Origin of the sequence: Paenibacillus arenosi (assembly GCF_014841135.1) — a bacterium.
In the GTDB taxonomy this organism is placed as follows: Bacteria; Bacillota; Bacilli; order Paenibacillales; family Paenibacillaceae; genus Paenibacillus_B; species Paenibacillus_B arenosi.
This window is the reverse complement of the sequence record NZ_JACYTN010000002.1, coordinates 54700-75738: the sequence shown is the minus strand read 5'-3', so window position 1 is coordinate 75738 and position 21039 is coordinate 54700. Positions and strand designations below refer to the sequence as shown.

Annotated in this window: 22 protein-coding genes; 18 read left to right on the top strand and 4 right to left on the bottom strand. The window is 41.3% G+C overall.

Going from position 1 to position 21039, the window contains the following annotated elements; genetic code table 11:
• Window positions 1-26: 26 nt before the first annotated feature.
• Window positions 27-680 (top strand): bacillithiol biosynthesis deacetylase BshB2, encoded by a 654-nt coding sequence (gene bshB2 / locus IFO66_RS03400; protein ID WP_192023795.1) that lies wholly within the window; start codon window positions 27-29, stop codon window positions 678-680.
• Window positions 681-789: 109 nt separating this feature from the next.
• Here the strand turns inward: bshB2 and IFO66_RS03395 are convergent, their stop codons facing one another.
• Together IFO66_RS03395 and IFO66_RS03390 are read right to left on the bottom strand one after the other, a co-directional pair.
• Entirely contained in the window at window positions 790-1569 is a 780-nt protein-coding gene (locus IFO66_RS03395; RefSeq protein ID WP_192023794.1) for an alpha/beta fold hydrolase, read from the bottom strand.
• Between the two features lie 169 nt (window positions 1570-1738).
• The gene (locus IFO66_RS03390; RefSeq protein WP_192023793.1) at window positions 1739-2401 is read right to left on the bottom strand and encodes a Crp/Fnr family transcriptional regulator; all 663 of its coding nucleotides are present in this window, start codon (window positions 2399-2401) and stop codon (window positions 1739-1741) included.
• Between the two features lie 148 nt (window positions 2402-2549).
• On the opposite strand from IFO66_RS03390, the gene IFO66_RS03385 reads away from it, so the two are divergent.
• From IFO66_RS03385 to IFO66_RS03320, 14 genes are all read left to right on the top strand, one after another.
• Window positions 2550-2744 carry a hypothetical protein gene (locus IFO66_RS03385; RefSeq protein WP_192023792.1) on the top strand — a complete coding sequence of 65 codons (195 nt, stop codon included), beginning with the start codon at window positions 2550-2552 and terminating at the stop codon, window positions 2742-2744.
• 134 nt (window positions 2745-2878) lie between these two features.
• The gene (locus IFO66_RS03380; protein ID WP_192023791.1) at window positions 2879-3691 is read left to right on the top strand and encodes an alpha/beta fold hydrolase; all 813 of its coding nucleotides are present in this window, start codon (window positions 2879-2881) and stop codon (window positions 3689-3691) included.
• A 231-nt stretch (window positions 3692-3922) separates the two neighbouring features.
• Entirely contained in the window at window positions 3923-4612 is a 690-nt protein-coding gene (locus IFO66_RS03375; RefSeq protein ID WP_192023790.1) for a response regulator transcription factor, read from the top strand.
• A 1-nt stretch (window position 4613) separates the two neighbouring features.
• Window positions 4614-5741, top strand: a complete 1128-nt coding sequence (locus tag IFO66_RS03370) for a sensor histidine kinase (RefSeq protein WP_420488646.1) — start codon at window positions 4614-4616, stop codon at window positions 5739-5741.
• 309 nt (window positions 5742-6050) lie between these two features.
• The gene (locus IFO66_RS03365) at window positions 6051-6371 is read left to right on the top strand and encodes a hypothetical protein (protein WP_192023788.1); all 321 of its coding nucleotides are present in this window, start codon (window positions 6051-6053) and stop codon (window positions 6369-6371) included.
• Window positions 6372-6418: 47 nt separating this feature from the next.
• Window positions 6419-6745, top strand: a complete 327-nt coding sequence (locus IFO66_RS03360) for a hypothetical protein (RefSeq protein WP_028595270.1) — start codon at window positions 6419-6421, stop codon at window positions 6743-6745.
• Window positions 6746-6975: 230 nt separating this feature from the next.
• Window positions 6976-8301 (top strand): ABC transporter substrate-binding protein, encoded by a 1326-nt coding sequence (locus tag IFO66_RS03355; protein WP_192023787.1) that lies wholly within the window; start codon window positions 6976-6978, stop codon window positions 8299-8301.
• A gap of 7 nt (window positions 8302-8308) precedes the next feature.
• Complete coding sequence (locus IFO66_RS03350; RefSeq protein WP_192023786.1) at window positions 8309-9187, top strand: carbohydrate ABC transporter permease; 879 nt, start codon at window positions 8309-8311, stop codon at window positions 9185-9187.
• A 67-nt stretch (window positions 9188-9254) separates the two neighbouring features.
• Window positions 9255-10088: a carbohydrate ABC transporter permease gene (locus IFO66_RS03345; RefSeq protein WP_192024242.1), complete on the top strand. Its 834-nt coding sequence runs from the start codon at window positions 9255-9257 to the stop codon at window positions 10086-10088.
• Between the two features lie 26 nt (window positions 10089-10114).
• Window positions 10115-11293 carry an efflux RND transporter periplasmic adaptor subunit gene (locus IFO66_RS03340; protein WP_225445476.1) on the top strand — a complete coding sequence of 393 codons (1179 nt, stop codon included), beginning with the start codon at window positions 10115-10117 and terminating at the stop codon, window positions 11291-11293.
• Window positions 11294-11491: 198 nt separating this feature from the next.
• The gene (locus IFO66_RS03335) at window positions 11492-12115 is read left to right on the top strand and encodes a hypothetical protein (RefSeq protein WP_192023785.1); all 624 of its coding nucleotides are present in this window, start codon (window positions 11492-11494) and stop codon (window positions 12113-12115) included.
• 2 nt (window positions 12116-12117) lie between these two features.
• Window positions 12118-15273 carry an ATP-binding protein gene (locus IFO66_RS03330; protein ID WP_225445475.1) on the top strand — a complete coding sequence of 1052 codons (3156 nt, stop codon included), beginning with the start codon at window positions 12118-12120 and terminating at the stop codon, window positions 15271-15273.
• Window positions 15261-15920 (top strand): response regulator, encoded by a 660-nt coding sequence (locus tag IFO66_RS03325; RefSeq protein ID WP_192023784.1) that lies wholly within the window; start codon window positions 15261-15263, stop codon window positions 15918-15920. The genes IFO66_RS03330 and IFO66_RS03325 overlap by 13 nt, the downstream gene beginning before the upstream one ends.
• A gap of 250 nt (window positions 15921-16170) precedes the next feature.
• Window positions 16171-16908, top strand: coding sequence for a phytanoyl-CoA dioxygenase family protein (locus tag IFO66_RS03320; RefSeq protein WP_192023783.1), 738 nt, complete (start codon window positions 16171-16173; stop codon window positions 16906-16908).
• A 97-nt stretch (window positions 16909-17005) separates the two neighbouring features.
• Here the strand turns inward: IFO66_RS03320 and IFO66_RS03315 are convergent, their stop codons facing one another.
• A complete protein-coding gene (locus IFO66_RS03315) occupies window positions 17006-17962 on the bottom strand; it encodes a GNAT family N-acetyltransferase (protein ID WP_192023782.1) in 957 nt (318 codons plus the stop codon).
• Between the two features lie 116 nt (window positions 17963-18078).
• The gene (locus IFO66_RS03310) at window positions 18079-18216 is read right to left on the bottom strand and encodes a hypothetical protein (protein ID WP_192023781.1); all 138 of its coding nucleotides are present in this window, start codon (window positions 18214-18216) and stop codon (window positions 18079-18081) included.
• A 309-nt stretch (window positions 18217-18525) separates the two neighbouring features.
• On the opposite strand from IFO66_RS03310, the gene IFO66_RS03305 reads away from it, so the two are divergent.
• From IFO66_RS03305 to IFO66_RS03295, 3 genes are all read left to right on the top strand, one after another.
• Window positions 18526-18966 (top strand): MarR family transcriptional regulator, encoded by a 441-nt coding sequence (locus tag IFO66_RS03305; protein WP_192023780.1) that lies wholly within the window; start codon window positions 18526-18528, stop codon window positions 18964-18966.
• A 36-nt stretch (window positions 18967-19002) separates the two neighbouring features.
• Window positions 19003-19590: a GNAT family N-acetyltransferase gene (locus IFO66_RS03300; protein WP_192023779.1), complete on the top strand. Its 588-nt coding sequence runs from the start codon at window positions 19003-19005 to the stop codon at window positions 19588-19590.
• Between the two features lie 104 nt (window positions 19591-19694).
• Window positions 19695-20933: an MFS transporter gene (locus IFO66_RS03295; RefSeq protein WP_192023778.1), complete on the top strand. Its 1239-nt coding sequence runs from the start codon at window positions 19695-19697 to the stop codon at window positions 20931-20933.
• Window positions 20934-21039 lie beyond the last annotated feature (106 nt).

Genomic DNA, 21039 nt, shown 5'->3' with positions numbered 1-21039 from the left:
AAAATGACAGAAAGAGGAGACTTCAAATGGAAAGACACCGTCATATTGTCGTTGTGCTGCCGCATCCAGATGACGAAAGCATGATTGCAGGTACGTTAGCAACACATATTCAGCAAGGATCGCTGATGACTTATGTATGTTTAACACTCGGAGAAATGGGACGAAATATGGGAAATCCAGCCTTCGCGAATCGAGTAACATTGCCTCAGATCCGTAAACGAGAGCTCGAAGAAGCTTGCCGGCGAATTGGCATTCAAATTGTTCGCATGTGGGGCTACCATGATAAAATGGTTGAGTTTGAAGAGCAAGGAGAGCTGTCAGTAAAAATTGAGCAGCTGCTAATGGAATTGCAACCATCCCTTGTTTATACGTTTTATCCAGGTCATGGAGTACATCCTGACCATGATGCGACAGGTGCAGCTGTCATCGAGGCAGTGAAGCGAATGCCAATTCAGAAACGCCCCACTGTTCATTGCATTGCTATCACACCGAATCGGAAAAAGGTACTAGGGGAACCTGAGATTGTTAATGATATTAATGATTTTGTAGAACAAAAAATACACGCGATTCAGGCGCATCAATCGCAAGCTCAAATGCTGCTCGACAGCTTGAAAAAAGAGGATGCTGCATCACATGGACAGCATAGTACGGAAGTGTTTTGGATTTATCCTTTTGATTAAGCGCAAGACTTGATTAATAATAATCTCTCTTAAAATAGGGCTCCTTGAAAGTCAGTTACGACCGACTTTCTGGAGCCCTTTCATATTGTTATATCAAGTTATTTCAAAATTAGTCTCTGCCTGCTTCCACGAGCTTTTGAGCAAGTACATTCGCATGCGTGTACGCCGTGCTAATATGATCGCCATCGGAAACGATGAGACGGTAGACGCCCAAGTTGCTAGATTGTCCTGGATGGAAAGCAAATGGAGCAGGAGGATAAGCAACATCCTCTGTAAGGAACAAATAGCTTTTTGGAATTTGCAAGCTGTAGAACTTTTTCAAATCAAGCTTGTGCAGCAACGGCCCAGCTGGTTCTGCTGGAGATGCTTCGTAAATTTGTTTAGCCAGCTGCAAATTAGCTCTATTCACAAATGTATCACGGAACAATGGGAACGGAAGCGTAATCGTATTATTGCCGGAAGCTTGGATCAGCCCATGGAAAGCTTGCTGAACAGGCGCAGGCATTTGATCAAGTAAGCTTTCTCCGTCTTTTGGAACGAAAGCATCGAAGAAGACGAGGCGCTTAACGCGATCAGACACAAATTCAGCTACTTTAGCAATGACCGTACCACCGAAGCTGTGGCCTACAAGTACGAAATCTTGAATGTTTTCTTGAGTAATATAGTCCACGACAGATGATACGATTTGCTCATGAGTAACATGCGGATCGATATTGTTGCCATGACCTGCATATTCAGGAGCATGAACCGTATGCCCTGCTTCACGCAGCACTGCGGCAGTATTGTTCCAGAAGCTTGCCGTAGCCCAAGCGCCGTGAATGAGTACGAATGTCAATTTCTCCTGGATTGTGTTTGCCGCCAAGTCGATTTGAGTTGTTGGATTTGTCATAAGAATAACCTCCGATTTGTATAAGTAGCAATCTCTTGAGATCTATGTTAACAAAGTCGCATCCGCTGTTCTGTAACTTGATCACATAGCAGGATATTTTCCTAACGATCGTGAATACTGCGGCTATTTTCACCAATAGAAAGCTATTTATACAATTTCATAGGTACGCTTATTCCACTAGCTCAAGCAGTTGCTCACGTTGAATATTAGTAATTTGTCCACGGGACAAGTGGATGAGCCCTTCTTTTTCCATCGCTTTTAAAGTACGACTAATGACTTCTCGGGCTGTACCCAATTCGATTGCCAACTGATCATGTGTAGTGGTTAAAGAATGTTGACCCTCTGTTGTTCTGTCGAGTAAATATTCGCATATTCGAATCCGAATGGATTTAAAGACCATGTTATCGATGAGGTTAGACATTATAATGAGGCGTTCAGCGAATGATTTGAAAATAAACTGACGGAAGCTCATATAGGTACCCATCCATCTTTGGAAAATACGAGCGGGAATGAACAGAACCGTCGTTGGCTTCTCAATCCACACATTGGCTTCATAAGCAGTTTCGCCTAAAATACTGGATGCCATTAATGGACAACAGCCGCCATCATGTATTCGATATAAGGTAACTTCTCGTCCGTTCTCGCCCAGCTTGTACATACGAACGGTCCCATGCATAATCAATGCTGCGCTCTCTAGAAATTCGCCTTCATGAATAATATGATTCGCTGGCAGCGTAACGACGCTAATTCCATTTTCCTTCCAATCCTCTTCGGTAATATCTGCAAGGCAGGGGAAGCATGTAATCGCTTCCTTAATTTGTTCCATTTGCATTATGCCGATTCACCTTCTTTCCTTAACGTTATGTATATGTTGAATTTATTTTCATCAATTGTAAAGGAAGTTTCGCTTCCCTGTATACCATAGGTGGCTTGGGCTACATTGATATGGATGGAAATGATAAGAAGAGGAGTTTACAGCAATGAATTCAGCTATTTCCAAAAGAGAAACATTTATTTCATATTTCCTAGCCATCGCCCTTATTTTGAGCATGGTTGCTGCTGCATTACTATTTAATGATCGTGAAATTATTTTGTCTGAGATTGCTGCCATGGCAATTGGCGTATGGGTGTATCGAGAAGCAGGGTGGATTAGGTTTGCGAGTAAGGCAAGGTAGATGCTTTCAAAAAAAGCGTCTGCCTTGCTCTTTTTATACATAGGGTACAAACCGTTACTCATATATCCTTCAATAGGGCGTACTTAAAGAGTCAGTAAGGTTTTACAATGGGCAGCCAAATTGGAGGGTAGATCATGTATATTGAAGTGGAAAAAGGTATACATGTTTTTGTTGAGGATATTAATCCAGGAGGACAGACTAACAAAACGATTTTTTTCGTGCATGGTTGGCCGCTTAATCACAACATGTTCCAGTACCAGTACAATGTACTGCCGCAGCATGGTATTCGCTGTGTGTGTATGGATATTCGGGGGAATGGGCAATCAGATAAGCCATGGGGTGGCTATACGTTTGATCGATTAGCGGACGACATTGCTGTTGTGCTGGAAACATTGAGACTTGAAAATATAACGCTGCTTGGCTTTTCTGTGGGCGGAGCGATTACGATTCGTTATATGTCACGCTACAAAGGGCGTCGCGTTTCAAAGTTGGCACTAGTCGATGCGGTATCACCTTCATTTGTGAAAGATGCAGATTCTCCTTACGGTGTTCCAAGAGAACAGGCGGATGCACTTATTAAACAAATGTACGTGAATTTACCTGTATTTCTTAGTGGTCTGTCCCCATCTTTTTTTAATCGGAATTTAGGTAATGCGACGAATGATTGGTTTGTAAATATGGCATTGGATTCCGCTTCGTATGCTCTTATAAAATTGTTACAAGCAGCAGCTAATGAAAATGTAGAGAAAGATTTAAGTCAAATTCAAGCACCTACGGCCATTTTTCATGGTGTTCATGACCAACTGATTCCGTACAAAAGTGCTGAATTGACGAACCAACGAATTAAAAATTCTAAGCTCTTTCCATTGACCAATAGTGGGCATGGGGCGCCTATCTGTCAAGCAGATGAATTGAATAAGCTACTTATTGATTTTGTTAATTCGTAAAGTGAAATATATGGGTTTAAAGCAAGTTGAAGATGGTTATGGTTAAACAAAATGGGCCCTGGAGCGTATCTGAGGCTCTCTTTGTTTTGTTGATAGGTACGAACATGCAGGTGATAGAACATACGATTTCAAGCGTTCAAATACAATTATTAAGAATCTGTACTTTTAATTCGGGCATATAGTTCTGCTATAATGGTGACGTTGTAAACTTCTTATAGGGGATGAAAAGAAATGACGCGTATTACCATTCTCATCGCTGATGACGAACCAGAAATCGCAGAGTTACTTGCGCTGCACATAAAAAAAGAGGGCTACCACCCGATTGTCGTATCTGACGGTAAGGCGGCGATTCAAGCAGTCGAGTCGAACGCTATTGATCTAGCTGTACTTGATATTATGATGCCTGAAATGGACGGGTATGAAGCCACGCATCGTATTCGTGAGCTTAGCTCCATGCCTATTATTTTCCTAAGTGCGAAGGCAACGGATCTGGACAAAATTACAGGCTTGGTCAGAGGAGCAGATGATTATGTCACGAAGCCGTTCAATCCGATGGAATTGATTGCTCGTGTCAATGCCCAACTGCGGCGTTCGATGCAGTTGAACCAGCAAGCAACAGCAGCTAAGCCTATATTAGAATTCGGCGGATTATCGATTTCGTACGATCAGCGTACGGTTTCCCTTTATGGTAATGCCATCGAACTTACTCCGAAAGAATTCGATATTTTATATTTGTTAGCCAGCTCTCCTAAGAAAGTGTATCCAACTGAGCTTATTTTTCAACAGGTGTGGGGCGAAGCATACTTTGAAGGCGGGAATACCGTGATGGTGCATATTCGTACCCTGCGCAAGAAGCTAGGAGAAGATAAGAACAAGTTTATCAAAACGATTTGGGGAGTAGGGTATACATTCAATGGCTAAGATGAAGATGATTCAAAGCTTCCGTGCGAAAATGATTATGATGTTGGGCTTGAGCATGCTGTATTCCAGTATCATTACATTTGCCACCTATAAAGTGTTCCAGACTTACTATCATCTGACTGTAAAAATGGAAAGCCCGCTTGCGGACGTGCGCTTCTTTATTAAAAAAATTGGAGATATTAACTTTTTCTTGCTTTTCTTTATTCCTTTATCAATTTTCTTCTTCTTTCTTCTTACGAAGCGATATGCGAATTACTTTACTCAAATATCGGATGGTATCCATCATCTTGCGAACGGTGACTTTAATCATCAAGTCAAACTTGCAGCTAAGGATGAGTTCGGCGCCATTGCGGCAGACATAAATATTGCAAGTGTTAAATTGCAGGAGGCCGTGAAGCGAGGAGACTTTGCAGAGAGCAGCAAAGAGCAGTTGGTTTTGAATTTGGCGCATGATTTGCGTACGCCACTTACTTCGGTATTAGGCTATTTGGATTTCATCTTGAAGGACGAGCAGCTTACTCCCGAACAGAGGAAGCATTATACGACGATCGCATATACGAAGTCGAAACGACTAGAGAAGCTAATTGACGAGCTGTTTGGTATTACGAAAATGAATTACGGTATGGCTTCGATGGAGCAACAATCGATTGATTTGAGTGAGCTGTTGCATCAATTAAGTGAAGAGCTGTATCCGATGTTTGAGAGCAATCACCTAGTTTCGAGAGTTCGGGTGACGTCAGATTTGATGATTCAAGGAGATGGAGAACTGCTTGCGCGCGTATTTGAAAATTTGATGACCAATGCCATTCGCTATGGAAGTGACGGGCAGTTTGTAGATATTAACGGATATATGGATGATAGAGATATCGTCGTACAAGTTGTGAACTATGGCACTCAAATTGATCCAGAAGATTTGCCGCATCTGTTCGACATGTTCTACATAGGGGACAAAGCACGGACGCATCAGGAGGGCAGCACGGGCCTAGGGTTGTTTATTGCGAAAAATATTGTAGAGCAGCATCAAGGCTCCATAACGGTTGAGAGTAATGTGGTTCGTACAAAGTTTGAAGTAAGGTTGCCGCGACGTAAGGAAACAACTGAAACTTCTTCATTTTCAGCAAATACGTAATCCTTAAAGTAGAAACAGAAAAAATGATAAATTATCCTGGATTTGCTCACATCCTTTCTATAAATTGAAGTGCTCGACTGACAATCGACATATTCAACAATAGAAAGGATGTTTTTTAATTAATTTCAATGTAAAACCAAGATATTGCTGCCGAGAGTTGTTCAGTGAGGTGCTGAACGTACACTCTAACAACAGCGATAGTGAGAGTGGTTCATACTGAAGAAATTCAGGTTATAAAAATGGGCTGCTATAAATACATGTATAAAGTAGTTTCACAATATTGTTCATTGCTTAAAGGAGGAAGAGTTGATGGAGAGACCTATTGGAATTATTGTATCCGAACCAAGACCATTAGCAGGCCAAGGCAGTCGCTCAAGCGGTAACTTTTCGACTAAATGGTTTGGAGGCGCACAGCGTATGCTTGTTGAAGTAACTGTTGATGGCCAAGTTGATGAAACGATTACATTTAGTATTGCTGAAGACCGAAGCGGCAACGATCCTGTTAAAGCTCGTAACGTACATAACAATACAGAACTAGAGTATATCGAAAGTAATTCTCTGTATATCTGTGAAACCAAATGTCCAACGAATAAAAATTTTACAGTTACAATTAAACCGTATGTGAATTAGTGGATTTAAACATTAACTCTTTATAAAACACTTCGGGAGGACAAATAATGAGCAGACCTATTGCTGTTGTCGTATCGAATTTTTCTGACTTAGAAAATCAACGAAGCCGTGCAAGCGGTAATTTTTCAACCGTATGGTTTGGATCCTGCAAAGCTATGGATGTTGAAGTGACGGTTGATGGGAAAATAAATAACGATATTACATTTAGCATGTCAATTGACATTGAAAATGGTAACGATATTGCTAAATATAATGAGGTTAAAAATGGATCCCGATTAGAATATTACGGCTCCAACACCTTTTATATTTGCAATGTACATACATCCTTGAGTGAACGTAAAAATTTTAAAGTAACACTCAGTCCTGTAGTGTAACCAATGAATAGGTTTGGCCATTACAAGCGAAGCTGAAGTTGTATGCTTCGACTAATCGTTAGTGCAGCCGAGATCTTATCAACAGACTTTTAAGAAAAACTTTATTTTTACCCTACTTCTTTTTAAAAAGTTTTCTTTATCCTTTCTATATGAAAGGCATGAGGATACTGACATGAAGAAGTAGGGTATTTTTGTTGCTGTCAAAAATGAAAACGAGGAGTGTCCATGAAATGAAAAAGAAGCAATTAGCTATTATAGCGAGCTGTGTACTGCTTGCGCTAACGACCGCTTGCCGTCTCGATGGAGATTTTAAGCCTACGCCAAAGCCTACATCGGGTACGGGGAAGACGACTGTTACTTTTTCTATTAAAGAATCGAATTCGTTTTATCAAGTGGTCGAAAAGAAATTTGAAGCAAAGTATCCTGACATTGACTTGGAAATTCAAGCTTATAAGCAAGAAGGCAGTAAGCCGAAGCCAGGGTGGCATTTTCAGTACATAAAAACCATGAATACCGAGATTCTAGCTGGAAAAGGTGCAGATGTCATAGAAATGAGTAGTTTGCCTGTAGACGAGTACGTGAACAAAAAGCTGCTTGTAAATATGAGCGACTTGATGGAGAAGGACAAATCGTTAAACAAAAGTGACCTTCAGATGAATGTGCTGGATAGTGTCAAAATCAATGGCAGCTTGTATACCATGCCTTACTCGTTCTCGCTGAGGACATTCGTAGGTGACGGTGACGCTTTGAAAAATGTAAGTGTTGATGATAAGAGCTGGACCTGGCAGCAATATGGTGACATTTCAAAGCACCTGATTGAGCAAGCTGGCCAAGGTGATAAGCGTTATGCTATAGCGGGTGAACCACAAGAACTAATCTTAGAAGAACTCGTAGTGGACAGCTACAACGAGCTTGTAGATCGTACGAATAAGAAAGCCAATTTTGATTCTGCCTTGTTTGTAGATATGCTGCAGCAAGTTAAAAGGATGTACGATGATGGCATAATGACTTCGGAAGCGGCGGAGCCTGGGAAGCAGTTGTTTTATTCCATGAGGGTCGTATCACCGGAGGAATTTATCACTCCTTATATGTTGTTTAACAATCCAAAGCTGCTGCATAAGCCTCATGCTGAAGGTCAATCGGGTGGACCCAGAATTTTCACGTCGGATATGCTCGGAATTAAGTCCAGTAGTAACGTTAAAGAAGAGGCATGGACGTTTATTGCCTTCTTACTGTCGGAAGAAGTGCAAACGTTACAGGAAAGAAAAGGGTTTTCACTGCTTACGTCACTCAATGAGAAGAAATTAAACGAAATCCAGAAGCAGATGAAAAATGGAACGTTTAAGCTTCCAGATGGGAAGGCCATTCAAGCATCAGACGAAGCTTTTGCTCAGTTTAAGCAGTTCACTAAAGAAGCGAATAACCATTCGTCATGGGATGCGAAGGTAACGAACATTGTGTATGACGAAACACAAGCCTTTTTTGCCGGGCAAAAATCTGCCGAGGAAGTAGCAAAACTTATTCAAAATCGAGTGACGACGTTTTTGAACGAGTAATGCAATCATGAAGATAATGTTGAGAAAATGGGCTCGTAGGGACGCCGTTGCGGCGCTTTTGTTTCTAGCTCCAAGTGTAATTGGATTTACACTTTTTTATCTAGCTCCATTTCTAATGGGTGTTTACTATTCTTTTATAGACAATCCAGTCAGTGGGCAATTCGTTGGGCTGTATAATTACAGGGAGCTGCTTGACAGCGGCTCCTTCCGTAAAGCAGCTTCCAATACTTTTTATTTCACGGCTATTAGCGTTCCGCTTATGCTCGTGCTGTCGTTAGGGCTCGCTTTGTTGCTCAATCAGCAGCTATATTTTCGCAACTGGCTAAGAACCGCCTATGTGCTGCCGTTAGTGATCCCTGTCGCTTCCATTATTCTCATCTGGCAAATGCTATTTGACTGGAATGGTTCTCTGAATGCTTGGTTGGATCACTTTGGTGTGGATCGAGTAGATTGGATGAAGACTGACGCAGCTCGCAATGTCGTTATTATCGTTTATTTATGGAAGAACATTGGTTATAACATCATTTTGTTCTTAGCTGGTCTGCAGCAAATTCCAAAAGACTATTACGAGACTGCACAAGTAGAAGGGGCAGGGCGGCTGCGTCAATTTCGCAGCATAACGTTCGTATATTTGACTCCGATGACCACATTCATTGTGTTAATGTCAATCATTAATTCGTTCAAAGTGTTTCGCGAAACGTACCTGATTGCAGGGGATTATCCGCATGATAGCATTTATATGCTGCAGCATTTTATGAACAATATGTTTATGTCGCTCGATATTCAGAAGCTAATGGCAGCGGCCGTGATAATGGTTGGTTGTATTCTTATCCTTGTACTAGGATTATTTGCGTTAGAACGCCGTTTCCAGAAGTCAATGGAATAAGGGCGGGAGGGAAATAGAGTTGAAGCAAAGTAGAAATATACTGCAGCGTGTGGTATTAACGTTTGTAATGACCGTCATAGCAGTTATCTTGTTGTTCCCTATTGTGATTACATTCACAAATTCCATAATGACAAAGCTTGAAATTGAGATTAATTATGGATTAATAGGAATCATGAAGGAAGTACGATTAGGAGATGAGAACCCGTTCGTGAATCTCAAGTTGTTACCTGATAAAGTATCGTGGGAGCAGTACGGAAAAGTGTTGGTCGATAGTCCATTTTTTCTAAAGCTATTCTGGAATTCTGTATTTCTAATCGTTCCGATTATTGTCGGACAATCGATTGTAGCAGCATTAGCAGCATATGCGTTCTCCAAGTTGAGATTTTATGGGCGAGAGATGTTGTTTATCCTCTATGTGTTGACGATGCTTATGCCATTCCAAGTTACACTCGTGCCGAATTATATTATGGCGGATAGGCTTGGGATGTTAAATAGTTCGAGTGCGATCATATTACCGGGTATTTTTGCGGCTTTTGGTGTATTTATGCTGAGGCAGTTTATGCAGCAAATCCCTTATACCTACATAGAGGCAGCTAAAATGGACGGTGCTGGGCATGTTCGAATTTTTTGGACGATTATTTTTCCTATGGTGAAACCCGGTATTGCCGCTCTTGTTGTACTCCTGTTCGTTGACTATTGGAATATGGTAGAGCAGCCGCTTATTTTTCTAGAAGATCCATTTGAACAGCCCTTATCGGTATATTTATCAGAAATTAATAGTGGAGAACGAGGGGTTGCTTTTGCTGCTTCGATCCTATATATGACTCCAATGGTATTGCTGTTTCTGTATGCCGAATCGAATTTTATCGAAGGGATTCAACTATCTGGTATTAAGGGGTAGTTATAATTCGGTAAGGAGGAAGTGCTTTGAACATAGGGGTGCAGATAAAGAAAGATATTAATGATTCCAAACGTAAACGATACATTCAAGTTGCATTCCTTTTATTAATGGGGATATTGCTATTCTTTACGTTATTTAGTAATACGATAGAGTCGATAAGATTGCCGAAAGTGACAACAGAAAAGCCTACAATAGGAGCTGTTGAACATAAGTTTGAAGGTATCAGTGTGCTCCAGCCTATTAATGAAGTCAAGTTAGTAGGTCCAGGTGAATGGAAAGTATCCACGATTCATGTTAATGAAGGAGAGCGCGTAAAAAAGGGACAACGGCTTATTAGTTACGATAGTAGCGATACGGAACGGGAATTGCGAAATGATACGGCTGAGTTAGAGAAGCAGCAAATCGAACTGCAAAATATTCAAGATCATTTTATTCAAATTGCAAGAGAAGACGATGAGATGACGATTCGTAAAACCAAGCGTGATATCGCAACCCATAAGCTCAATATGGAAATACTGGAGCGCAATATACAGGAAAAGCGAGAACAGATGGCAGTAAAGAGAGAGATCACAGCTCCTTTCGATGGCCTAATTACAAAGCTGAATGCAGTACAAGGGATGCGATCATCTGGAGAGCCTGATGTGCTTATGACAGACAGTCGACTAGGCTATCAATTCGAACTGGTAGTTGACGCATCGTTGGTGACTAACTTGGAGCTTATAACAAATAGTAAAATTGCGGTTGAAGTTTCTAGTACGTCAGAACAAACGGCGAGGACGATTGATGGGACGGTCATGAATATTACTCACGCAGCATCTCGCATGGAACAACATGTAAATCAGGAGTCAGATGGGAGTGCTGGTGTCAATGCTTCACAAAAGAAAATTCAAGTAAAGGTAATAGATCCAACGCTTACAGGTGGCGAACAAGTATCCATTACCCTTGCGAAGCGGTCCAAAAAACAAGGAATACTTGTCCTGGATAAGGCCGTTCATCAAGATCGAAAAGGCAAGTTTGTTTATAAAGTGGAGGAACAGCGAGGCGCACTAGGCAATGTATTTGTAGCTAGAAAAGTAGAGATTGATTATATGGAGAAAAGCGAACATGAAACGATGATTCAGACGAGTGAGATCGTTGAAGACGATCGAATTATTTTGGAAAGCAGTGAGCCATTACAGGATCTGAATCGGGTTCGTTTAGAGTGAACATAGTCTTTAAACAAAGATAGCGGCTTATATATAGGAGTATTCATTCATTTCTCATGGTTATGGTCAAGCTGCCACTACGGAATGAAGGGATGCTCCTTTCTAGCATCTTTATGTTGACAATTTTCTGGTTAGGATTACTATGATATTGTGGCATGAAATTAGACGGATATTTACAACCTAATAGGGGGGAATACGATGTCTCAACAACCTGTATCTTATGAGGAAATTGAACCGAAGCTGCAAACGGGAGACATTTTTTTCGCGCATGGTGTATCAGGAGAAAGCTTACGTGTTGAGAAGCTGGAGCACTGTTTGTGGTCACATGTCGCGATGGTCGTTCGTGGACCGAATGACGAAGTATTACTATGGGAATCCACCTCTTTAGAAAATTTAGAGGACATATGCTTCCATGTTAAGAAGTCGGGTCCACAGCTCGTAAAATTGCGGGAAAGACTGACTACGGATTTGAAGGGGAACTACGATTCGATGTTTGCCATTCGTTTGCTTGACGTCGAACGGACGCATAGTATGAATGAACATTTGGAAGCGTTTATTGCCCAAGTACACAATGCTTCATTCCCTAGTACCATCCGCATGTATTGGGAGGTTTTAGAGGGGAAGCTAGGCGTCAAATCTTCCTTTAAAGACTTTTTTTGCAGTAAGCTAGTAGCAGAAACTTACATACAGTTAGGACTTCTTTCACCGACTAAACCTCCAAATAGCTACGAACCTAGAGATTTTTCAGCACAACGCCCGCTTTCATTATTGAAGGGTGCTCGCCTCAGTGAAGAAATTCTTATTGATGTTAATACCATTTAACGATGAGATGGCAGAGTCTCATTCGTCTTTTCTTATACTTACTTCTATGTATTACAGTACATCCTGCTAACGTCGATGCCAACAACGCCATTTCACCTGCAAACGGTGAGATTAAGTTAGATGAATGGGACTTTGAACGGGACGGGACGATCAAGCTGGACGGCGAGTGGGCTTTTTATTGGCAGCAACTGCTTACGCCTACTGACTTTCCTCTCCAATCTGGATCAATGGCGAGTACTTATGTCAACGTACCTGACTATTGGTCAAACTACAAAGTGAATGGATTGCCACTTCCTTCAGATGGATATGCCACGTATCGGTTAACCGTTAGTGGTCTGCAATCAGGAGAGCAGCTAGGGCTCAAACTGCGCAACGTATATTCTTCGTACGCGTTATGGGTAAATGATCGTCTTGTCATCTCAGTAGGTTTACCAGGAGCAACTCCTGAAGAAACAACGGCACAATTCGGCACTTCTACAGTTGTGCCTATTGCGTCTGGTTCAGATGGAAAGCTAACCATTTTGCTGCAGGTAGCTAATTATGAGTATCCCAAGGGTGGTATCAACAACTCACTAATACTTGGTACTGCCAAACAACTATACCATGAGAAATCGGGTGAGCTTGTACAAGACAGCTTTATAATCGGTTCGCTAATGGTTATGGCAGTATACCACCTTTTCTTGTACGGTTTACGACGTAATGATGTTATTTCGCTATATTTCGGATTGTTTTGTTTATGTATTGCCGTGAGAACGATGCTTGTAGGATCCAGATATATATTAGAAGTTTTCCCTATGATATCGTGGGAATGGTTTGCGAAAGCATCGTATTTGACGGTATACGTAGGTGAATTTTTCTTAATTTCATTTATCTATCATTTATTCCCTCAATATTTGTCGCGTATCGTGTGGCGGACCACACAAGGGCTAACGCTTGTCTTAACTGTGCTCGTCATTGTATCAGATGTAAAGGTGTACGATTACTCTCTAGTCTTCTTTGAAGTGTATTCCGTAGGCTTAGTCTTATATGCTGTGTATGCAGCTATACAGGCCATCCGTCAACGGCAAGAAGGGGCTATTCTACTCTTTCTAGGATTCAGTCTGTTATTTGTGACAGCTCTAAATGATACATTGAATCGCAAGGGAATTATAGAAACACCAGCATTATTGCAACTGGGTGTGTTGGGTTTTGTGTTTTTGCAAGCTTTGCTCCTGTCGATGAAGTTCACACGAGCCTATATACAAGTAGAACGACTTTCAGATCGGCTATTGACGCTGGATAAGCTAAAGGATGACTTTTTAGCAAAAACTTCACATGAGCTGCGTACACCTCTCCATGGCATTATTGGATTGGCTGATGCGCTTATAGACGGCAGCTCGGGAAAGCTCACTTCACCCGTAACAGAGCTACTTCAGCTTATCAAAATAAGTGGACAGCGGTTAGCTCATTTAGTGGATGATATATTAGACTTCTCGAAGCTCAAGCATCAAGAGATCGTTTTAGTTCCAGTAACCGTTAATTTACAATTAGCGGTTGAGCTGACAATTCAAGTCGTTATGCCTTTAGCGAGGAAAAAAGGGCTTTTGCTGTCACAAGAACTAGCGGATAACTTATACGTCACTGCTGATGAGAACAGGCTTCAGCAAATTCTGTATAACCTGATTGGCAATGCCATTACTTATACAGATACAGGCTCCATTATTATTAAAGCATATAGGCAGCATGGGCAAGTTATCGTGAAAATCGTGGATACGGGAATTGGGATTGAAAAATCGGATCAAGCGAGAATTTTTGATTCTTTTGAGCAATTGCATTCCGATAACCGCCCTTCTCAAGGAGGGAGCGGAATTGGGTTGTCCATCACGAAGAAGCTCGTCGAGCTTCATGGAGGATATATTGAAGTCATTTCACGCCCAGGTCACGGATCTACCTTCACCTTTACGCTTCCTTGGGATGGGGAAGAAAAGCCATTAATAGCTCCACTTCCAATCTTTAATCCGGGTACAGTTGAGTCATTTTCGCAATATGAGTTAGGGGGATTAGAAGTAGAAGCTATTGATACACATATGCAGTCTCTTCCCGCAGTGCTCATTGTGGACGATGATCCAATCAACATACAGGTATTGGTACAATTTTTAACAGGCCGGTATTCAATCCGCTCGACATGTAATGGTCAAGAGGCTATTGACTGGATTCAAGAAGGGTACAAGCCAGATATTGCTTTACTGGATGTCATGATGCCTTATGTATCGGGACTTCAAATCGGTGCAGAAATACGTCGTTACTATACTTCAGGGGAACTACCTGTTATTTTCCTTAGTGCAAAAAGTCAAATCACGGATTTAGTTGCGGGCTTTCAACATGGTGGAAATGATTATTTAATTAAACCGTTTGATAAACAGGAGTTATTTGCTCGATTGGAGCTGCACTTGCAGTTAGCTCGTTGGCATGCATCGTTGGAACATGAAGTGAAAGCCAGAACTAGTGAACTTGAGCAATCGATGGAAGAGCGGGCTAGAGCTATAGCGGAGGTTTCTGTGCTCGCAGAACGAAATCGGATAGCTAGAGATATTCATGATCATGTTGGACATATTCTTACTGCCGGCGTTGTACAATTAGAAGCTGGTATGAAGCTAATGAGTGTAAATTCTCCTGACTCATTAGAGAAGTTGAAGCTTGTATCTGAGCTAGTTCGTAAGGGGCTTCATGAAATGCGGCAGTCTGTGCATATGCTCGCTGAACAGCCGAGCGATAACCTTACCTTTACAGATTACTTGGTTCAGATCATCAGAGATGCTGAGCAGTATGCAGATGTCAAAGTAGAGCACCGTATTGAAATGACTGAGAGAAACTTGGAAGATGACACGAAGAAATTAATTCGTAACGCCCTACAAGAGGGAATAACGAACGGCATCAAACACGGGAAATGCACACATCTTCGATTTGAACTAAAAGAAACTTCTGAATACATTCAGTTCAAACTAGAAAATGATGGCGTGCCTTTCGGCGCTGAGCAGTTGGGCTTTGGGCTGACTATGATTCGCCAATCCGTTCAACGTCTTGGCGGAACTTTCACCATTAGCACGAAGGATGGTACTGGCTGCGCGCTAACCTTTATCATGCCGCACATAAGGAGTGACCAAGTGTGTCTAGCATAACGATACTAATTGCAGAGGATCAGAGGCTCGTACGTGAAGGATTAGAAACGATTATCAATCTTGAGCCTGACCTTAAGGTCGTGGGAACAGCGGATAATGGGTACAACGCCTGTGTATTAGTTGAGCAATTACGACCACAGCTCGTATTAATGGACATTGAGATGCCTGTCATGAATGGAATTATGGCAACTCAACGGATTAAGCAGCTGTATCCCGAAACAATCGTATTAATTCTTAGTACTTTTACGGACGAGGAATACATTATCGAAGGACTGGCGAATGGTGCGTCTGGTTATTTGCTGAAAGACTTTTCATCGGACAAACTAACTACTTCGTTGAAAGAGGCGGCTCGGGGTGAGTTGATGCTGCCATCTAAACTTGCAGCAAAGCTCGCAGCTCGACTTCGCATGGCTCCGCCTCCTCGGCTTGCAGTACGTGATTATGGGCTTACACCACGTGAACTTGAAATTGCAAAATTAATAGTATCGTACAAAAACAATAGGGAAATCGCGGATACGCTTTACATTGCGGAAGGAACGGTTAAGAACTATATTAGTGTAATCTATGAAAAAATCGGCACAAATGATCGAGCCAAAGCCATTTCGATACTTACTGATACGCTGGAAGGAACCATGTTCAATCATTAGCCCTATGTCTATTGATATGGCATCCCATACACCGACTCTTTATTCAGGGTCGGTGTTTTTGCGTTTCTTATATAAAGGATAACCCTAAAATTCAGCGATGAATAGTTACTTCAGTCATAGGTAGGTCATATGACGAACTACACACTCCAGTCACTTACCTTGTATATGCATCTTCGCTATGATGAGGTCAACAATACGACGACCGAACTGCAAAAGAATGCTTTGAGCGGTGCTTAAAGGAGGTAAGTTTATGAATGCTTTGAATGCGACACAATCCGCAGAAATACGTGCAAATGCTGCTGCGGCAGGACCAAAGCCGATTAAACCTTGGACAATTTTACGCTATGACACGGATCGATTTCCATTTGCTAAAATCATATCTCGTGATGTGTACAAGGTGAAACAGTTAGATTTACTTCACGAATTTGTGAAATCGAAGCGCAAGTTACTAGGTATGAGTGATCATTTAACTCAAAAAGATAATTTGAGTGCCATAGCATTATTTCAAAAAAGTACGAAGGAATCTCCTTTTTATTTGTTCTATCATCATTTCATGCAAAAAGTACTCTCGCCATTAGTGGGAAGTTCATTATCCTATTCAAGTCTTCCCAATATGCGTGTTCATTTCCCAGGGACAGATAGTGTCAGCAGCTTTCATCATGACATCGTCGCTACCCGTCGAATGGATCAAATGAATTGTTGGATGCCCTTTACAGATGCTGAGGGAACAGCAACGCTCTGGTTAGAAAGTGATTATGGCCGCGGCGATTATGCGCCAGTACCTGTACAATATGGGGAAGCCCTTATATTTGATGGGGGGTATTTGGGTCATGGGTCTGTTCCTAACCAAAGTAATGGAACAAGAATTAGTCTCGATATGCGATTTTCCTATAAAGGGGCTAACACGCGCATAGAGGGAGTCACCCTCCTAAACCAAATCGTGCAACGGAACGAAAGTGGTTACGGTTTTAAACGAATGTACCGTTAAATGATTCAACGACGTGTGAATTGTGTATTGGTTATATCGAAAATAAAGGAGTTGGCGTCGACTAGTAACCGACGACGCCAACTTTTTGCGTTATATGCTAGTATTTAGCTGCCCAAACTTCGATTTCGACTTTAAGCGAATCAACTGCTAATGCCGGAATATAGCAAAACGTCATAGCTGGTGTGGCACCTCCGTGAAACTTCTCCCAAGCTTCATCGAAATAGTCCCAATCCATTTCTTCCGTTGCCCAAATATTCACTTTAAAAATATGCTCTGCAGTCACAGATTGGCTTTGCAAAACACGTAATATGTTCTGGAGCGTATTATGCAATTGCTGCTTTAGGTCCGAAGGGATATGTCCCTGTAGATCGGTTCCTACTTGACCAGACAATACGAGCAAATCAGCGTCTCGCGGAACAACAGTGAGGTGAGTGTAGGGACCCATAGGTGGGACCAATGTAGTTGGATTGATACGCTGGACCTGTTTATTCTCAGCTAATGTGTTATCGGAAGCTTCTGGTCTAACGATAGCCAACGTCTGATGATCTTCCCAACAGCCATTAATTTTAACATTTTTCTTAGCAATGCCTTCTTTATGGAAGCCAGCATTCAGCAGCACTTTCATTGAACCTTGGTTATGCAGCATAACACCAGCCTCAACCCGATGCAGATTCAGCTGCTCAAACGCATAGTTAACAACTAAAGGAACGGCCTCCGTCATATATCCTTTCCCGTTGTGAGCTTGATCAAGGAAATAGCCAATCCAGCAGCTTTGTAGGTTATAACGTACAACCTCTGTCAAAAAGATTTGACCAATGACTTGCCCTGATTGCTGCAAGCAGATCACAAATAAATAACCTCGGTCTGCTTCTTTTAATTCCATCTCTTCCTTAATTCGATCGATCTGGCCTGAAAGGGTATAGAAAGATTCCTCTCTTGAACCTGTAAACGCTTGAAAGAATTCACGGTTCCTCGTTTCAAGTGCGAGTAGGTGCTGGGCATCGGATTCCTCAACCAATTTTACATAAATGTTTTTTCCATTTAATCGTGTCATCGTCCATTTCTCCTTTTTGTTAAAAAATAAAAAACACCACAGGAACCCCTGCGGTGTACAAGTCAAAATAGATAACCACAGGGAAGCGACCTGTGGTGTTTATGATCCACTGTATCCTAAGTCATAATCACCTTAGATAGAAGTCGCCGAATATCGAATTTGGACAGACGTATCCCGTGATTAGCATATTCAAAGAAAACAGCAGTAGAGTATCCTGTGCCTTTAGACAATGATTGCAATGATCGTTTCTTCATGTGGATACTCTCCTTTCGTCCATTTCGTGGTTTACTTCTACTAGATTACAAATGTTATAAAAGTACTATATATGTCCGTTCATGAGTTATTAAATATATTTTCAACATTTCGTTTCATTATGTCCTAAAGTATAAGTGAAAATGAGAATCTGTGCAAGTAAGCATATAATGTAATGCTCGTCCATTTACAATGAACGAGTGGACGTGTACGCGGGGACCTCATGATTATCCCTACATAGAGCCTTTTCTGAGAGTTGACATCAATTAGTTGATAGGGTAAACTAATAATTGTTTAGGGGGTAAACTTTTGTGGATAAAAAATTATGTGAAGCCATCCAGCTCTTTGAAGAAGTCATGATTTATGGAACAACCCACATTATGAATGAGCTGAAATTGGATATTTTTAAAGAACTATCTGTAGAACAGGTGAGGCTTCTCGACTTGCTAAGTACAAAGGGCCCTTTAACATCCACTGAAATTACTGAACTTCAAGGTGGACATAAAAGTGCTACTTCCAATCGGTTGAAAAAGTTAATTCAAAAAGACTTTGTTCGATTTGAACAAATAAAAGATGACCATCGCATTAAGCATGTTGTCATAACGGACAAAGGATTGGCTGCAACGAAAGAAGCAAATGAGTTAACCTTTACCTATTTCAAATTATTACTATCTGAGGTAGCTGAGGAAGAAATCGAACAATTTATTCATACGTTTAAAAAAGTGAAGACGATCCTGCTAGCTAAATCATAACGAGTCATAGATGCTCGTATTTGGGAGGTAATCAACATGGAAACAATAAGAAAATCGCTTCCACAAGATGCAAATAAAGCTGCAAAATTAATGTTTGATGCGATGGATTGGCTGGGGGATTTGTTGCAATTAAATAAAGTTAAGGGCCCACAACTCGTGCAAACTTTGTATTTGAAGTCAAATACAAGATTCAGTAGTGAACATACGCATGTCGTAGATATAGATGGTGAAGTAGCTGGAATTCTTACAACAGCTGCGGGGAGCAAGCTTGATGGGCTTAATCTGCGTGCAGCAGTAAAGGGCTTTTCCTTTATTACAGGTAAGATGCTGAAAAATGTGGCCAAACATGCAGGCAGCTTATTAAAAACAAAAGAAGCCTTGGATGATGAATACTATATCACGACACTAAGTGTAGATTCTAAATTCCGTGGTAAAGGAATCGGTTCAAAATTGATGGACTTAGCAGAAAAGTTAGCGAGAGAGAATGGCTATCGTAAATGCTCATTAACAGTGGACGCAAATAATGAGAAAGCGAGAAGGTTGTATAATCAACTTGGGTATGTAGAACAGAGTCAGTTCAAACTTATGCACTATACCTTTGTACGTATGGTTAAATCGCTATAATATGAATATTCAGACTCCCATATCGGTATAGAATTTTACACTCAGGGTTAACTTAACGTAGTTATGAAGTACTTATCCTTGGTAGTAAGAAAGAGGATGCATCAATGGATGAACAGAAGAAATTGGATTTAGTCGCACTTGCCTCGATTCCACTTATTATGACGTTGGCCAATTCCATGCTCATTCCCGTGTTACCTTTGATGCAGAAGAAATTAGGCATAACTACGGTCATGACAAGCTTAATTATAACGGTGTATGCGGCTGTTTCCATTGTATGTATACCGATTGCTGGTTATTTGTCGGATCGATATGGTAGGAAGCTTATCATTATTATTGGCTTGTCGATAGCAGCAGTAGGTGGTGTAATATCTGGTTGGTCTGCATGGCAGTTGGATCAACACGCAGCGTACATAGGCATTCTCATTGGTCGTTTTATTCAAGGAATCGGGGCAGCAGGGGCCTTTCCCATTGTACTTCCCTTAGTTGGTGATATGTTTAGGAGTGACGAGCAAGTAAGCAGTTCACTGGGGATGATCGAGACATCGAACACATTTGGTAAAGTAGTAAGCCCCATTCTGGGCTCGGCGCTTACATTAGTGGTTTGGTTTTTACCGCTCGCGATTATACCTGTCTTCTGTGCGATATCAATAGCAGCAATCGCTATCTTTGTTAAGGTGCCAAACAAAAATAATCAGCAAAAGATCACGTTTAAAGCGTTCTTGCATGATGTTGGTGATATTTTATACAAAGATGGGCGCTGGTTGTATGCAATTTTCGCGATCGGTGGGATTGCGATGTATATCATGTTTGGATTTCTGTATCATATGTCCACGATGCTCGAGGAGAAGTATGGGATTGACGGTATTAAAAAGGGTGCCTTACTCGCTGTTCCGCTATGTGCCATCTGTATTGCCTCGTTTGTGACTGGAAAGCTGATCGGGACTAACAAATGTAAAATGAAGTGGTTCAACTTTACAGGGACAGTCATGTTAACTGGAAGTATGAGTATGTTTTTATTTATGGACACAACTAAGCTGCTGACGAACCTTATATTGCTGTCTATTGGAGGGTTAGGGATAGGGCTCATCCTTCCTAGCCTAGATGCCTTGATTACAGAAGGCATTGATAAAAAGCAGCGGGGGACGATTACTTCTTTATACAGCAGCATGCGTTTTATAGGTGTTGCAGCGGGTCCGTTGATCACTTCATTTTTTTTGGATAACGATAAAATGGTGTTCTATATATTCACAGGTGCAGGGCTTCTTTGCTGCGGCATTGCATTGTTTGCGATTCATCCATCGAGCAAGGAACAGCAAGAGGAAGAAGGCTTGGTGCCAACTTAACAAGATCGGTTGTATGCTAACATGTTACTTGATGAAATGGAAGTTAATCTCCGTAAAAAAGCCACTCTGAAGAGTGGCTTAGGCTTACTTTCATCATGAGTTATAA